This is a genomic window from Shewanella violacea DSS12 (assembly GCF_000091325.1).
Classification (GTDB): Bacteria; Pseudomonadota; Gammaproteobacteria; order Enterobacterales; family Shewanellaceae; genus Shewanella; species Shewanella violacea.
This window is the reverse complement of record NC_014012.1, coordinates 1,668,089-1,684,805: the sequence shown is the minus strand read 5'-3', so window position 1 is coordinate 1,684,805 and position 16,717 is coordinate 1,668,089. Positions and strand designations below refer to the sequence as shown.

Annotated in this window: 10 protein-coding genes and 1 pseudogene; 2 read left to right on the top strand and 9 right to left on the bottom strand. The window is 41.2% G+C overall.

The genetic code is table 11. The features are described from left to right. Positions 1–51 precede the first annotated feature (51 nt). The 7 genes and pseudogenes from SVI_RS06825 to rfaH form a co-directional block, all read right to left on the bottom strand. On the bottom strand, positions 52–1,476 hold the full coding sequence (locus tag SVI_RS06825) for a phosphomannomutase (protein ID WP_013050749.1): 1,425 nt from the start codon (positions 1,474–1,476) through the stop codon (positions 52–54). 9 nt (positions 1,477–1,485) lie between these two features. Further along, a complete protein-coding gene (locus SVI_RS06820; protein ID WP_013050748.1) occupies positions 1,486–2,886 on the bottom strand; it encodes a mannose-1-phosphate guanylyltransferase/mannose-6-phosphate isomerase in 1,401 nt (466 codons plus the stop codon). Between the two features lie 2 nt (positions 2,887–2,888). Then, positions 2,889–3,380, bottom strand: a complete 492-nt coding sequence (locus tag SVI_RS06815; RefSeq protein ID WP_013050747.1) for a GDP-mannose mannosyl hydrolase — start codon at positions 3,378–3,380, stop codon at positions 2,889–2,891. Between the two features lie 86 nt (positions 3,381–3,466). Then, positions 3,467–4,426, bottom strand: a complete 960-nt coding sequence (locus SVI_RS06810; protein WP_013050746.1) for a Wzz/FepE/Etk N-terminal domain-containing protein — start codon at positions 4,424–4,426, stop codon at positions 3,467–3,469. Positions 4,427–4,516: 90 nt separating this feature from the next. Beyond that, a pseudogene (locus tag SVI_RS06805) lies at positions 4,517–4,893 on the bottom strand (four helix bundle protein). A 170-nt stretch (positions 4,894–5,063) separates the two neighbouring features. Continuing rightward, positions 5,064–7,823 (bottom strand): SLBB domain-containing protein, encoded by a 2,760-nt coding sequence (locus SVI_RS06800; RefSeq protein ID WP_013050745.1) that lies wholly within the window; start codon positions 7,821–7,823, stop codon positions 5,064–5,066. Positions 7,824–9,010: 1,187 nt separating this feature from the next. Beyond that, the gene (rfaH, locus tag SVI_RS06795) at positions 9,011–9,553 is read right to left on the bottom strand and encodes a transcription/translation regulatory transformer protein RfaH (protein WP_013050743.1); all 543 of its coding nucleotides are present in this window, start codon (positions 9,551–9,553) and stop codon (positions 9,011–9,013) included. Positions 9,554–10,159: 606 nt separating this feature from the next. Here rfaH and SVI_RS06790 point away from each other — a divergent pair. Beyond that, positions 10,160–11,668 (top strand): peptide MFS transporter, encoded by a 1,509-nt coding sequence (locus SVI_RS06790; protein ID WP_041419757.1) that lies wholly within the window; start codon positions 10,160–10,162, stop codon positions 11,666–11,668. A gap of 380 nt (positions 11,669–12,048) precedes the next feature. Here the strand turns inward: SVI_RS06790 and SVI_RS06785 are convergent, their stop codons facing one another. Both SVI_RS06785 and SVI_RS06780 read right to left on the bottom strand, forming a co-directional pair. Then, the gene (locus SVI_RS06785; RefSeq protein ID WP_013050741.1) at positions 12,049–13,152 is read right to left on the bottom strand and encodes a response regulator; all 1,104 of its coding nucleotides are present in this window, start codon (positions 13,150–13,152) and stop codon (positions 12,049–12,051) included. Between the two features lie 56 nt (positions 13,153–13,208). After that, positions 13,209–14,087, bottom strand: coding sequence for an MlaA family lipoprotein (locus SVI_RS06780; RefSeq protein ID WP_041419756.1), 879 nt, complete (start codon positions 14,085–14,087; stop codon positions 13,209–13,211). Between the two features lie 486 nt (positions 14,088–14,573). On the opposite strand from SVI_RS06780, the gene SVI_RS06775 reads away from it, so the two are divergent. Further along, entirely contained in the window at positions 14,574–16,694 is a 2,121-nt protein-coding gene (locus SVI_RS06775) for a hypothetical protein (RefSeq protein WP_041419755.1), read from the top strand. The last annotated feature ends 23 nt before the right edge of the window (positions 16,695–16,717 follow it).

Here is a 16,717-nt window from a genome sequence, read left to right as displayed (position 1 = left end):
AAGTTATTAGTCATTAGAGACCACTAACTCTTCGTTATACTTCTAAAACTATTAAATGTTTATTATCGCGTTCTCAACACAAAGTTTGGCAGTCTGAAAACTATCAGCTTCTGCATAAAATCGCAGTTCAGGGGCATTCCCTGATGGCCTTAGATGAATAATACGTCCATCAGTAAACATAATCCTTAGACCATCAGTTCCATCTACATTTTTAATTTCTGCATAATCAAAACCAAGTCGCTGCAATAGCGCCTCAGGCGACCGATTGCCGTCAGCTATAATCGCTTGGCTTTTTTCTATTGCAAAATTCTGTATTCGGTCACTGTAGGTATAACGCTGTGGTAAAGCATTAACTAATTCGGATATAGTACAACTCTTAGCTGCAGCTAGTAACATTAACACTGGTAGTACTGCATCACGCGTAGGTAAAGCTTTTAACGGTTTACCATTAACTTGCACTTCACTAGCCAGTAAGAAGCCACCGTTAGCTTCAAAACCAGCAATCGACTTAAACTTGTTGGATAAACGTAAAAACTCTGCGATGACATAAGGAGAGCCTATTTTTGTACGTTCAACATGAATAAACTTACCACTAAGCTCAATCGCAGTATTACAACTAACAGGTACCACAAGGGCTTCTATATTAAGTGCTGCAGCAGTTAACAAACCGAGAATATCACCACGTAGCCAAATTCCATTTTCGTCAGCGACTAATGGTCGGTCACCATCACCATCGGTTGAAAAAATAGCATCGAGGTTATGTTTTTTGGACCAATTGACCGCTTTCTTATGATCTTCTTCGGATACAGCTTCGGTATCAATTGGCACAAATTGGTCACTACGCTCTAAGGCGATAACTTCTGCACCAAGTTGTTCAAAGATACGATAGTAAAGATCGCGACCGGCACTCGAATGTTCATAAATGCCAATACGTTTTCCTGCAAGCCAAGGAGTGTCAAATAAAGAGGTATAACGAATTATATACTCTTCTGAGGCTCGCTTATGTACAGCTAACTCAGCTAACTCGGCTAACTCGGTAAATTGAACCTTCTCATTTATGATGCCCTGTTCATCAGCTTTACTGATTTCACCATCCGGCCGGTAAAACTTAAGGCCGTTACGATCAAATGGGATATGGCTCCCAGTTACCATAATGGCAGGCATCACATCTTCTTGGGCTGCATAAGCCAAAGCTGGTGTTGGTACAACACCGTAATACACAACATCAATATTTATTTGATTTAACGCACCAGCACATGCTTGTGCCATCGCATAGCTGCTGGGACGGTTATCTATCGCAATTGCTACGGTTTTAAAATTAAAGTCACGTTTCATAGCGGTGATAAATGCAACTGTAAATGCTGCACATACGATAGGGGTAAATTGAGTGACTAACCCTCTCGCACCACTCGTGCCAAAGACTACTCCACTTTTAGCAATGATTTTTGAACTGATTAGCATTGATTTAGTTACCATAATTTGCACCTATGCTCGACCGTATCTGTCTTCAAAGCGTACAATGTCATCTTCACCAAGATAAGAACCTGACTGGACTTCAATCATTTCTAACGGTAATCTCCCAGGGTTTTCTAAAGCATGGATCACACCTATAGGTATATAGGTAGATTCATTCTCGGTCACTAAAAATGTTTTGTCACCATTAGTCACCTTAGCAGTGCCTGATACCACTATCCAATGCTCGGCTCTGTGATGGTGCATTTGGATCGAAAGTTTCTCACCAGGATTGACCGTTATACGTTTAACTTGATAACGGGTACCATTATCGATTGAATCATATTTCCCCCAAGGTCTATAAACCTCGCGGTGGATCTTAAACTCACTACGTCCTTGAACTTTCAATTGCTCAACGATTTTTTTAACTTCCTGCACTTTATCTTTTGTTGCAACTAACAATGCATCTTTGGTATCAACAATCACTATGTTATCTAAACCAACAGTTGCAATTAGTCGTTCTCCACCATGTATAAAGGTGTTTTTTGTATCATGTAAAATAGTATCACCTGAAACGGCATTACCATCTTTGCATTTGTCATTGACTTCCCATAAAGCAGACCAAGCGCCGATATCATTCCAGCCAGCATCTAAAGGAACAACAACAGCATCGGTTGTTTTTTCCATTACCGCGTAATCAACAGAGTCATCAGGACAAACCTCGAACTCTGCTGTATCTACACGTATAAAGTCATTATCCTCGGTGGGGTTTTTCAATGCTTTTTGGCATGCTAAAAATATATCAGGGCTAAATTTCTCTAATTCTTGTAAGTAACGGCTTGCTTTAATCAAAAACATGCCACTATTCCAGTAGAATTCCCCACTTTGTAAATATTGCTGTGCTGTTTCTAAATCTGGTTTTTCAACAAATTGTGCTACAGAGTAGCTTTCATTATCGCTAATAGCATCACCACGCTTGATGTAACCATAACCTGTATGTGCTTGTGTCGGCACAATACCAAAGGTAACTAATTTACCCTGCTCAGCTAAAGGTGTCGCTTGTTTAACTGCATCAATAAATGCTTTTTGATCCTCAATAACATGATCAGCTGCAAGCACAAGTAATAAAGGATTACTTTTTTCACTCACCATAGCAGCAAGTGCTATAGCTGGTGCCGTATTTCGGCCAAAAGGCTCTAAAATTATTGAGCCTGTCTCTTCAATTATACGCAACTGTTCAGCCACAATAAATCTGTGTTCTTCATTACAAATAACTAGGGGCGCTGTGACATCTAAGCCTGTTAAACGTGAAACAGTCTGTTGCAGCATCGTCTGCTCACCCGTTAAGGCTAAAAACTGTTTAGGATATAATGTGCGACTTAGGGGCCATAAGCGGGAACCTGAGCCACCTGCCATAATTACTGGAGTGATCATTTTTAGCTTTCCAATTTGTTAAATTTGTTCTGTAACTCGATTGCTTGCTTATGTTCTTGAAAGTACCATTTTGTATGAATATGAACCCTCTCATGCTTAAGTAATTCACCTAAGTTAAACCACTTATAATCAGCATGCTGCTCGTTAGGTAAGGTAGAAATAACACCTGAATATCTAATTTTATAAGCTAAAACGACATAATGGGTTGTACTGTCATCACCAGAAAAACTGTCTTCATAAAAGTGTTGGTATACACCTTTAAAATTAACTACTGTGTCAGTTAATCCTAACTCAATATCCAATAATCGGATAAAGGCCTCTTCAATAGATTCATCTTTTAGTACCCGACCACCAGGTACAAACCAGTAGTCTTTTGCAGGCCTGTTTATACGTTTACCCAGTAATATTTGCTCACAGTCATTCATGACCATGAAATCAATCGAAACTAATGGCGTTGATGACACAATAGTTTTAAATAACTCAAGTGGTAACATAGTATCTGCACAAGCTCATTTTATATTTACAACCTACTATTACCTAGATCTCAGCAATAATAGACATTAGCAACAGCGTGTAATATCTAAGCAGGCTTACGGATAAAGTAACGAATTAACACTAACATTACTGCTAACATACCACCTAGCAATGTGCCTAACACACATATTAGTGCTCGCTTAGGCCCAGCCTTTTCTTCTGGTACTAACGCTGGATCGATTGTCTTAAACACATATTCATCACGTACTTCAGCGAACATAATCGTTTTTGCTTGCTCTTCGATGAGTTTGTAAAGTATAGAACGAATATCGGCTACATTAGTAAGCGCAATCTGCTTATTTAAAAACTCACTACTTCTATTCGCTTCAACCACATCACGTTCTTTCATTACGCTATTAATGTCTTCAATCAACCAAGTCACCCACTGCTGGGCAACTGCAGGAGACAAATGCTCTACTGATACAGTTACCATGCCAGTATCTTTCGCTTTATTAACAGAGATAATCTTAATGAACTCTTTATAGGCTTCTTGCATAGATGGTTTTGGCTTAAACGGCGCTTTAACTTCACGCACCCAGGTATTAGAACTTAGGCTATATAAGTCTTGATTGTAGGTGATGCTATTATCGCTCATGTTCCATTTATCAGCAGCCATCAAGTCTGGAAGGATCTTGTGATTTTGAATAAACTGACTGGTAAACTGACGTGACTGCATCACTTCAATGGCCATTTTGGTCTTGTCGATCCCGCCACCACCCAGGTTAATCCCCGCCATGCTGGCAAGCCCACCAAACTGGCCAGCTAAGGCACTTAAACCGCCACTTTGCTTTTCTGTAATTGGCGCTAAAAGAGCCTCAGATTTATATATGTTAGGCTGATTAATGGCATAAATTACGGAGCCGAGAGCGAAAATAGCTGTGATGGCTATGATTAGCCATTTGTCTTGCCAGATGACAGCGAAGAGTTCGCGGAGATCGATTTCATCTTCGTTCGTTGTTTGAGCGAACTGTGCATCGGGATTATTCTGTTGTATTTGTTTGTTCATATAGTCTTCAGATTCTAGATTCTAGGACGCTTCGCGGCTAGATCGCTACGCTGCTATAAAGGCGGAAAGCAAAAGCCCCACCAACTTAAACTAATCAATGTTGTAATCAGCGTTATCTTCTCTTATCTGTGATTCCTTGTTTTTAATTAGAGAACCTAGGATTTTTGCGAGCTCTTTGGCTTCTTTTACCATTTCCATTGAGGAATTCTTTTCTAGATAGCCGATTTCAATTCCGATGTATAACTGGGTTACCAACTCACCTAGCGAGCCTTTGGCGTAATACAGGAAACGTATTTTTTCTTTAGCCGTTTCTCGCTCCTCGCCCTCAGCTATGTTTGAAGGTACCGAAAGGCCTGAGCGCGTGATTTGATCTTTGAAGCCCCAGTTTTGTACTTTTCTGTAACCTGATAAATCCTACAGGATAATCTTGAGGCTCTTTTCCAAACATCCAGTTGTTCGAATCTCATATGCTACTCCTTAGCTTTGAAGCAGAGCGGCCTTCGGCCTGCTAGTACAGCCTACGGCTGGCAAGAGCGCTGCGCTTCTAGATTCTATACAAGCTAAAAAGCAGGTCGTAACTTCGTCACGACTAGAGTAGCCTTCAGCCGTGAGCTTGCGAACGCCCTAGCCTTCTTTTTTAAAGATTAGCCACAGTAGCAAATGTAACTGCTGTGTTCGCTAGTATTTGAGTCACTTGAGTCCAGAGAGAGATATTATCTTTATACTCAGTATCAAGCGGTACGATGATGGTGTCCCCTGGTTGTAGGTCATCTTCATTACTGAACCACATTGAGTTACTTGGGATCATAACTGAACCATTTGCCTTGATAACGTAGGTTCTATCATCATCAGCACGTTCTCTTACACCACCAGACATCTCAAGATACTGATCAAGTGTTAAGCCTTTCTTATATCTGTGAGTCGCAGCATGTTGTACCTCTCCCATAACTGCAATGGTCTGCTTGGTAGAAGGAATATAAAGCACATCTGAATCTTCAAGCTGTAGGTCTGCTTGTTCGATACCGATTGAAATGGCAGACAGGTCTACAACCAGACGTCCAACAGCTTTGATCTTTTCTAAATCATTCAACATCAACTGAGCATCGCCATAATTAATCACATTGCCGTCTTTAGAGACACCACGAATCGCAATATCACGTCGAAGTTGATCTGCAAGCTTCTTAATTTCTAACTGCTCTTGTAAACGAACGGACTCGCGTACAAATACCGATGATGGTAGGTACGCATATTCGGTAAAGCCGCCTGCGCGTTTCAGCACTTCTTTAAGTGTTTCACCGCGACGTATGTTGTAAACCCCAGGGAAGCGAACTTCACCGCGAATCTCGACAGATTTATTCTCTTGCCACTCTGGCGTGGTCATAACAGTTAAGATGTCACGGCCCTTCAACATCACATTTGCAACGATATTTCCCTGTATTGCACTTTTCAGATCTATATTTACATGATTAATATTCGAACCAGCATTATTTATGACTGTACTGGTAAGTTCAGCCCTAGTGGTATAAGCACCTTCTTTCAGACCTCCACCGGCCTTAATCAGATCATTGACTCTGGCATTAACCGCTAAAGGGTATATCCCAGGATGACGCACTTTACCGTTCACAGCCACAACCATTACGCCTTTACCAGCACGGCCCTGACTACTCAGCTTAGTCACGACTGGATAGAGAAGCTCTCCTCTATTCATCACGCCACTTAACTTGATCAAGTCTTTGTCATCGAAGAGATTCATCAACATCTTGTTGACTTCACTTTTTATTGCGGCTGTTTCATCATCTTCATGTGTCTCTTTATCGATGACGACTCCACCTAATTCAGTACGAGGTTCCAATCCATGTCTTTGCAACTGTGAAAAACCGGCATTGAATATGTCATTACCAATCAGTGAATCACCCGTTAATTCTGTTACCTTGTCTACTCTCTCTTTTACGAGTTTATTCAATTCATAACGATTTTGAGCTTCATCACTAAAATTAAAGAAAATAACCTTATCTCGTGATTTTAAGAATAGATCTTCTGAAGGCGCTTTATCACTAATTGCAAGACCCGGCGCAAACTGATGAATTTCGACATCACCATAGTCATTAATTTCACGAACGATAATGGCGTAATCGAGATCTGCAGTGGCTTGTAAATCTCCCCATATTGAAGGCACGAGATCACTTATTTTTTGGCCTTGGTACCATTGATACTTACCAGGTCGAACTACGGCACCAATAACAGTAATGGCACTTTCGTACCGGTTCGATGCACTCTTGATTCTGACAACATCTCCGGATTGAGCTTTAGTTGCTTTTCCACTCTGAGTTGTTAAGTCTAAATTAGTGACCGTTTTTAAGCCTTTGCTATTGAAACGCTCAACACTGCTGCTTCTTGGATATGCCCCAGGCTTTAAACCTGCTGCCATAGAGATGATGTCACCTATGGTTTCATGCTTCTTCAGCTCATAGATAGCGGGTCGACGAACTTCACCAGTCACACTAACCAGTCCACCCACAGATGGGATAAACACCACATCACCAGAACGTAAACGCCTATCACCTGAAGCATCTCCCCTCATGAGTAAATCATAAAGGTCCATGGTAGCGATAAGTTTGCCATTGCGCTTTAACTTAATGTTACGCAGTGAACCGATCTCGTTTACACCACCGGAAACGAACAAAGCTTGTGTAATACTAGATAGACTCGAAACGGTATATGAACCAGGTTTGTAAGCATCACCAGCCACAAATATTCGAATTGAACGAAGCTCACCCATGGTGATATTAGACTCAATCCCGATCATCTGATGCTTAATTCTGGTCGTTAGCTGTTTTTTAAGTTCAGCAAAATTTAAACCTGCGACATTGATGGGACCAAGTTCAGGGAATTGAATGACACCTTCCCTATTGATAACTAAATCATACTCTTTGTTATCCTTACCATAGAGCTGAACTTTGATGTTATCTCCAGGCCCTACCATATATTCACTCGGTACAGGAACATCGGATACAGGTGCAAACGTAGTCGGTTCACCCCGAAAGAGATCATAACCAAAGCGCTTTAACTCTGTTTTAGCCTTATCTTCATCAAAATTGAGCTTAGCTTTTTTATCTTTATCACTTTCTTTAACTAAGATTGGTTTGCCATTTTCATCAAATTGTTGCCTTTCATTGACTAATTGTGGATTTTCAAGCTGATTCTGCTGATTAGCACTACCACTTATCATCGACGGATCTATGCCGTATTGCTTAGCGAGCCTTTGCTGCTCTGAAACTGGAAGTTGTTTGAACTGTTCCATCATCTGCGGAGACGGTATTACAGCTTGCGCCTGTGTGCTCAACAATACGAGTGCACTTATGCCCGCAATGATTATTTTTTTGGTTTTGTGTAACACCGGTGTTCTCCATGAAGATAATGTGGATTTAAGTAATGAGGTTCAAACACTTGGATAATTTTCAACTTCATTTAGTCAGCCCTAGGGCCAGCGGAAGTAGTTTGACATTGTTACAAAAGGTGGCCTTCTACACGAATATAGAATAGTGGCATAAGCCAGATAATGCGTTGAAAGGTCTTTGATATTGCTTTCATAGTGCGGTTTATTCGCACACACTTGCCTTTCAGATACGCTAACGGTCCTGATGGTCGCAGAGCTCTGTCTCTCTCGCTAAAAGGATGAAACATTTCATCACTTTGCCTTTTAGGCACGCTACCGCCCATGGATTGCGGCTTCCAAAGTGCCCTACGCCTTAGCGTAAATTCAAATTTTGTATTGAGCTGGAGCCGTTAAGAAACAAACTAGACCTAGCTATCACTTACCGGCCACTTACTTAGTCGCTCTCCCGCTCCATTGCTTAAAAGTGCTTAAAAGTGCTTAAAAGTGCTTAATCTACTGTGCTGCACTGACTGTTCAAAGCCGCTACAGATAAATAAAACTTCCAAGACTCTTTAATTGTGTTCCTGATTGAGACAAACAAGAATCAAATTAAGCGGCATATTGTACTCGATTTCCTACATCATTGCTGCTCATTATTACGGCATGCATGTACCGCTGAAGGATTTTACAATGGTAAGTCATTTAAATCACACCTAATCACCAAGCCGCCAACTAAAAGCAACAATTAACTCACACAAACAAGGACTCCAGCTTTACCAAGTTCGATGCTAACTTCAAAATTGACAAGATTGATTGCTATCTATGGCAGATCTCTTACACATAAAATGGGAAAAAACTATGGGAGAGCAAGAATCACGGCTTAGCCGGTGAAATCTAAAGCGAGGTTAAAGTGAGGATGGTTCATGCCTGGAAAACCCAAGACTCTAGTGATGAAGTCTGTAGCTTTGGTTTTAGTTTTAGTTTTAGAGCAGTAAGGGACTAAATTGTTGAGGCTAAAGCCCCTTTACAACCTTACTACAGACGATTATGCATAGGTGAGTATTATATGATAATTAACAGAATATCAGATTCATGGAATTGAATGATTTTCTGTTAATAGATGTCTAATGAAGTTTTCTCAGGTTTATAGGATAAGGTTAACGAATTGGAGCTAACGCCCCAATTGCATTTTCTTAAAGCCCTCCGGCTTAAATTGGTTTGATGATTCTTTTTGAAACGCTAACCCGCTTCTGTTGGCCCATGATGTCAAATAATACGTGGCAACGTTTATCACCATTTTTCTCTTCAAAGATGCCTTCTAATTCAGCGAATGGACCTTCTGTGAAACGTATTTTCTCACCTGGTGAAAACTCAACCTCTGTTGCTGGTAACTCTTGGGCATCTGCTCCTTCGAGCTTTAACTCAGGAAGAAGCTCGGATAGCAGTTTATGCTCACGCATCTTGATGCTGTGGATAATACTGTCATCAACCGTGGTCATTAATTCTTTACAACCAACGATACGCCCCACACCTCGGGTTGAATGAATACGTGCAACACTGGTTATTTGGGGATCGAAATAGATGAACAGGTAACCAGGGAATAAAGGTATACGTTTGACTATTATTTGTCCCTTCACTCTCTTCTCTTCACCGATTGTCGGTAAATACGTTTCTATTTCTTGAAGAGTTAGGTTATGTACGGCTCTAGCTTCACCGCGGGGTTTACAATAAAGGAGGTACCAAGCTTTCATTTTATTTCTTTACTCTACTCATATCCAGCGACACTAAGTTTCCAGACATAGATCCCATAAGGATAGAAAATGGTATCAAAATTATATCCTGAGTAAAAGCGAAAAAAGATAAGAAGTAGTCTATTTGAACAAGGATAACGATTCTGCTTAATAGACACTCACTATTAAAGTAAAGATAAGATGGTGCTAATAGAACTTAGATGCAGTGCTTAAGCAGAAAGGCTCAATGGCTCAAAGATTAACCACCATAGAAGTAATAATTCAAAAGAATCTATGCAGCCCACTCTTGTACATTTCAATAATGAACCTGCAATGTATTTTTACACTGTTTCTTGTTTAAATACTCGGCATTCAAGCCTGCAAAATTGACATAGGCAATAAGAAAAGGGTATATAAGGTAGGTTTCGTAGAATTTATAGTCCCAAATATTAAAATATAACAATAGCCTGTAACTTAATCGTTACCAATTGCGACCTGTAAGATACAACTTATCATGGACTTACCTTGATATTGCGGCGCGATGTTACAAGGCTGTAAAAAACAATAATAACTTTTCTGTGGTGACACTTGTCCCGCAGGCAATCACAAGCGAAGGTGGAAGACTTAATGAGCATAACAAAACCCCAAGGGACGATGTTCGGGCATCCGAAGGGATTGTTCCTGTTGTTTACAACAGAGTTATGGGAACGATTCAGTTATTACTCAATGCGTGCCATTTTGGTACTGTATTTGGTAGATAAGGTACAAAGTCAAGGTGGTCATGGTCTAGGTTGGACAAGTGCCGATGCTATCTCACTCTATGGTACTTTCACTGGTCTAGTTTATTTAACTCCTCTCATTGGCGGCTGGTTAGCCGACGCTTATCTAGGTCAACGTCGCTCCATCATGATTGGTGGCGCTTTGATGGCAATAGGTCAGTTTACTCTTGCGGCTCCACACAGTTGGATGCCAGGTTCTGAAACTTTAGTTTTCTATATTGGTCTAGGGACGCTAATCATAGGTAACGGCCTGTTTAAGCCAAACATCTCAACTATGGTAGGTGACCTTTACGAAGAAGGTGATCATCGTCGTGATGGTGCATTCACTATCTTCTACATGGGTATCAACGTAGGTGCAGCACTGGCAGGATTTGTTGTTGCTTGGGCTTACACTTCTTTCGGTCAGACCGTTATCTTTGAAGGCCAAGAAGTTTTTATCAATAACTGGCAAGCAGGTTTCTTCTGCGCCGGTGTTGGTATGATTTGTTCTCTAATCATACAATTCTTTTTCGCACAAAAACTATTGGGCGATATAGGTAAATACCCAGCAGCCCAGTTGGCAAAAGACAAAGCGGAAAAGACAGGTCAAGTAGCTAAACAGCCATTGACTAAAATCGAGCGTGATCGCATCAAGGTGATCATGGTTATGGGTCTTTTCACTATTATCTTCTGGGCGGGCTTCGAACAAGCCGGCGGTCTACTCAACCTGTTTACCAATGAATTTACTGACCGCAACATTGGCAGCTTCGAAGTACCTACGACCTGGTTCCAGTCTCTTAACGCCATGTTTATTGTTATCTTCGCGCCAGTTATCGCATCTATCTGGATTCGTTTAGGTAAGAATGAGCCTAACTCTCCGGTGAAATTTGCTCTGGGTCTTGTGCTACTTGGTATTGGTTTCCTATTCATGATAGGCGCAGTACTTGAGATGGGCGGTAATCCTGATGCTAAGTCAAGCATGTGGTGGTTAGTCGGTGCATACTTCTTCCATACCATGGGTGAACTTTGTTTATCGCCTATCGGTCTTTCCATGGTAACTAAGCTTGCTCCACTGCGTATCGCATCTCTTATGATGGGTGCATGGTTCCTATTCGTCGCCGCTGCAAACAAGATAGGCGGGTTTATAGGTTCATTCATCGGTCACGATGGACCGAAAGAAGAGCAACTTGCTAACGCTATGTCGATCTTCGCCGGAATCGCTATAACATCTGCAATTTCTGGTGTCATCCTCTACTTTATGGCAGATAAGCTAGTAAGCTGGATGCACGGCGCTGAAGGCTCCCATGTTCATACTGAAGAGGAAGCCCTCGAAGAAGAGATGGCTGTCACAGCAGATCATGAAGGCATAAAGCATTAATTAACCTTGTAGCTGATAACATGATTCATATAAACGCCCTTGAGAAATCAACGGGCGTTTTTTATTGGGAAAATAAATGGCGGCTAAAGCCTTGAAAAGATGCGATTAAGGGTAATACCTACTTTTAAAGTCGTTAGCCGGTTTATCCCTTACAAACCTAAGCAGAGATTCAAAGTTAAACTTTAGTGAGAAATGTGGCTGACAGGCTTGAGGTCATTGGCTAATATAGTTCTACTCCCAATATTAGCCATCCAGAACTTGTTCCGGGGCCTCCTCAGGATCACCTAATAGCTAAATTCTACAGCGGGTAAAGAATGACTAGGTCATTTGGCTCCAACAGCTAAAGCTATAAGCAAAATCTCAGCATTCTAGAACCTTCTTTAAAAAGACACCTGCATATATCCGCCTGTGGGGATTTCAGTATCGTAGGCCAAGCCGTGAAATTGATTATCTAACAACATACGTTTGTGTTCGGGCTTGCTTGAGGCGATACAGAGCTGCTCTCCAGGCATTAATGTACGGAATTGGGCACTAGGGTGTCCCCAATTAAGAATGCCTAACTGGAGGGAGTCTGGGAGGGCTAAAGGGGTTAATCCTTGTTGATTACGGATATAACAGCGCAGACCATTACCGGCTTGGGCTATAGATGCTCTATATTGAGTCAACTCGACAACTACGTAGACAATGTCGATACAGATATCTAACCCTGACTTAGTCATACGCTCATTAAGATAACTCAGCATATTGTAGGGTTGGATAATGGCTTGAGTCGTACCATTTCTATATAACTTTAATTTTTGATTAACGAAGCTCTTGAGTAAAACACTGGCAAATGCCGCCCGATTATCTTGAGGATGAAAGTGGGCCATATACATGACAAGGTGTTTATCGCCAACATTCACAGTATCGATAAAGTAAGCACTAACCTCGTCAGATTTATATAAGCTATAGTCAACTTTAGCGCTCACATAGTTGATCTGAGAGGGGGGGAATAGTTGCTGCTGAACATTCTTGGCAGCTTGTTCATTTTGCTCTAATAGGGCCAAATTATCCTGAAGTTCTTGGTAGGAGAGCTCTTCTAAATCTGCCAAATTTACTTCTTTAGAGTCACCAGATTCTAAGCATTGCTTAATGGCATTTTCAATCAAAAAAAGATCGGATACAGGCTTTACCAGATAATCACTGGCACCTAGGCGTAATGCTTCTACCACATCGGCTATCACTTGATTACCTGAGATCACGATTGAGGGGATGTCGGGGTTAAGCTCAGACATCATCTTCAGCATATCTAAGCCCCCCATGTTGGGCATACTCAGATCGGCAAGCACAATATCGAATGTAAACTGCTTGAATTTATCCAGTCCCTGTTCGCCATCATTCGCCTCGATGACCTTTGCCCCTTTACTCGTCAGGAAGCTGGCGACGATTCGACGAAAAACCGGATCGTCTTCCACAAGTAATATATCTAACTCATCTAACCCCATCTATGATCCTTTTAGAAGGCTCAGGCTACTGCATCGAGTAGTTGTTAGAGTCTTCTTTAATCTAACTCCTGCATATATTCATCAAGCAAGTCATCTTCATCTTGTTCCACAGGAACGTCACCATCATATACTTTATAATCCATATGTTGAAAATAAGCTTCTTTAACGAAAGTATATGGGTCCAATGCATTATCAACTAAGCGTTCTTGATCGATTGCAGCGGCTCTTTTATGCAGATTTTCAAGTCCCCATTTGACGAGGGATTGCCACATTGTAAGCTCTGATAATGGAAAGTATAGATCATCGACCCAGTCTGAGGCGAGTTCACGAGTCACATAAGGGCCGATAAAAGGGGCCATAAAATATGGACCGTTAGGAACCCCATAATAACCAAGCACTTCATTAAACTCATCTTGTTTACGTGGCAATCCCATCATATCAGCCACATCGATAATACCTAACAAGCCTAGTGTCGTATTGATAGTGAAACGACCACCGGCATTGGCAGCCCATACCCACTTTCCCTGTAAGGTGTTATTGACTAAGGCACTGGGTTCATCGAAATTTTGAACAAAGTTATTGATCCCAGTTTTTACCGGTCGTGGGATATAGTCGTTGTAACCATGGGCAACGGGTCGATAAAAGTACCGGTCCAGAAACAGATAGTTAAAGTCCCACATGGCTCGGTTAAAACCCTCAATCGGGTCTCTATCATCATCATAAAGGACAAGGACCTCAGCTTGTTGCTCCTGCTCCCCTCGCTTTTCTATAGCTTGAGCCAGATCTTGAACGGACTGAACTTGAGACGAGTCAACTAGCAATGTTTCATATTGCACACTCTTGGCTTGCTGCTCGGTGACTAATTCCGCCGCAAACACTGATCCAAGGTTCAAACCAAGTACTACAACGATTGATGTTATCCATTTAAACTTCATATTTCTCTCTTCGATAATGCAGCCGAATCCTTTTCAGCTATTACTCATACACTCTTTACACTTTTACTCATATTCTTTTGAAATCATAAGGTTTAGTATAAAAACTTTAGAAATTGTTACTATCAAAACTGTACACTCAAGCGCTTCTTATAGAGGCTATTCGTCTCAAACAAGGAGTCTTGGTACAAAGTTCAATAGTACTAGGCGGAGTTCTTGTCGCTTTCCTTTTCAATGAACTCTGTCACTTGACACTTTTTGAGCCACACTCATTATATAGCGTTAATATGCTCAGATTCGACATAAAGCTAAAGACACATCAATATATGTCGATAACCAGATGTGACCCGTAATATTATCTAGAACACTAACTAGACTAGTGAGTATGATTCTAGTTTACAAGAGCGCTAAGGATACTTAGCAATGAAAATAGATCCAACTTAAATTTTTTTAAAAATGTAAGTTTCAATGATAAGTTTGGGAGTTGTCATGTCAGACCCATTTAGTTCACTGCCTAAAGGAGGAGCAACGCAATCAAAGTCCCAAGTCGAAGCCCTACAAATTCAATCCAAACAAGATTCATCACTCCAGTCCTCCCACAGCCAAACACTGCGCCCACCTGAAGTGCAGACAGTAGCAACTCCGACTCAAACTTACATAAAACCAACTGCAACAGACATATTGAGTCTAGCGCTAAAACCAGCCTCCATACAATTTTCATCTAAGACTGATCACCTCTCTATAGAGGGTAATAGATTTATCGTATCCTTTTTATCCATAGCCAAAAGACAGCTAGCCGCTATCGCAACAAGTTACCAGCTAGTCGCCAACCAAGAAGTGCTAGATTTACAATCTATAGTGACAACAAGCAGTAAAGCGTCCAACACTATACCACTTGATTTAGAGGGATTCGGCACAAGTACTGCAACTAGCGGTTCATCGGATATCAATGCCAGACAAGCAGCAAGATCAGAAAGTAAGCTTACTCTGAATCAGATTAACAGCATATTATTCGCTTTGGGCAAGTCCACTAGTATCCTACTACCTAAAGCACTTAAGCTACGATTAAATCAACAAGGCTTAGATATCCAACAGATGAAAGTCTTGAGTAGCAGGTCACAGGGCTACCCATTACCTATGGCGCAGTTAAGTGATAACAAGCTTAGATTTTCAAATGGAACCAGTGTGCCGATTTCAAACATAACAGCAGCTGAGCTCGCTAATAACGGCCAATTAAGTCAAAACAAGCAAGGACAGTTAAACGTCATCCCAAGCATTCATTACCAAAACAATTACTGGTTACTGACATTAAAGCCCGTTATCGATGAACTAGAGGTAAAATTAACGCCTGAGGGCTCGAAACTGCCCATAACACCAATCAAGGGGGAGCAAGTTTTACTGGCTAAGCCTGAAATAGGTAACATCTATTCACAGCTTTTTAAAGTGTTAAGCCAGGTTTCTATGGACAGTGGGCAAGCTATAGGAAAATCGAATCCAACTCCTGAGCTGCAGGCTGGATTGAAGAGTAACCACTCACAGACATTCCCCCTTACTGACAGCAAAGAGCAAGTATCGGTAAAAAAAACCAACGAGCAAGTCAATAAAGCACTAGGTCAAGAGTTAAGTAAAAATCTAGGTAAAGAATCAGCTCAACTCCCAACAAGTAAAGAGAGCCTTAAGCCTATTGAGCTAAATACCAAGGCTTACTCCAATCACATAAAAATAGGTAAATCAGCACCAGATACTTTACAGCCTCCAACACCAAACACTATGCAGGAGTCACTTCAAAAAACCTACGGGAAAGTCAGCGGAGAAAAAGTTACCGCCGAACTTACAGCTAAGTCTGCAAACAGTCTCTTAGCTAAGTTAACCAAGTTACTGCCTCAGCTTCGGCCTTTATCCCTCAATGCCTTAGCTTTACCGAGTGCAGTCAAAGATGAGCTCTCAGGGATAGCGAGTCTTCACACTCAAATATTGCCTCAATCTATGACGAGTAGCAGCTTGTCGCATATGAGCTCAATAGGTCTTCTTTTCCAATTACTCCTAGGGGTTAAGTCTGGCAATGTAGGCGGCAACACAGACAAACTCAGCCAGCCGGCGCAAAAGTATTTACACAAGCTACAAGCTCAATTAGGGGGGAGTACAGCATTACTCAATTTGTTAGACAAGGTAGGAACAACGGAGTCACTAGGAAAACTATTCTCAAACTTGAGTCTTTATTCTCAGGCCAGTAGTGACACAAGTACTCAGGTCAATTGGTATTTCACACTGCCCTACTCACTCAATCAACATCAAGAAGAGTTAGAAGGACAATTTAGTAAACACAAAGATGATGATGACCCTAAGATGAATAACTGGCACCTCCAGCTTAAATTTAATCTAACTACTGGGCCACTACTAATACAGGCTCAGGTTAAAGACAACAAAATAAATATGACCTTCAATGGCAGTAATGACACTCTGTTAAAGAAGATAGATGCACTATTACCGCCGTTAATGAATAAGCTAGCCGATATTGGCTTCACGCCTAATAGAATTGAGACAAAGCTGACCAAAGTACCCGCGACCTTATTACCGGGTGAACATTTTTTAGTTAAGATCAAAGCCTAATTAACAATAATATCCAATAGGAG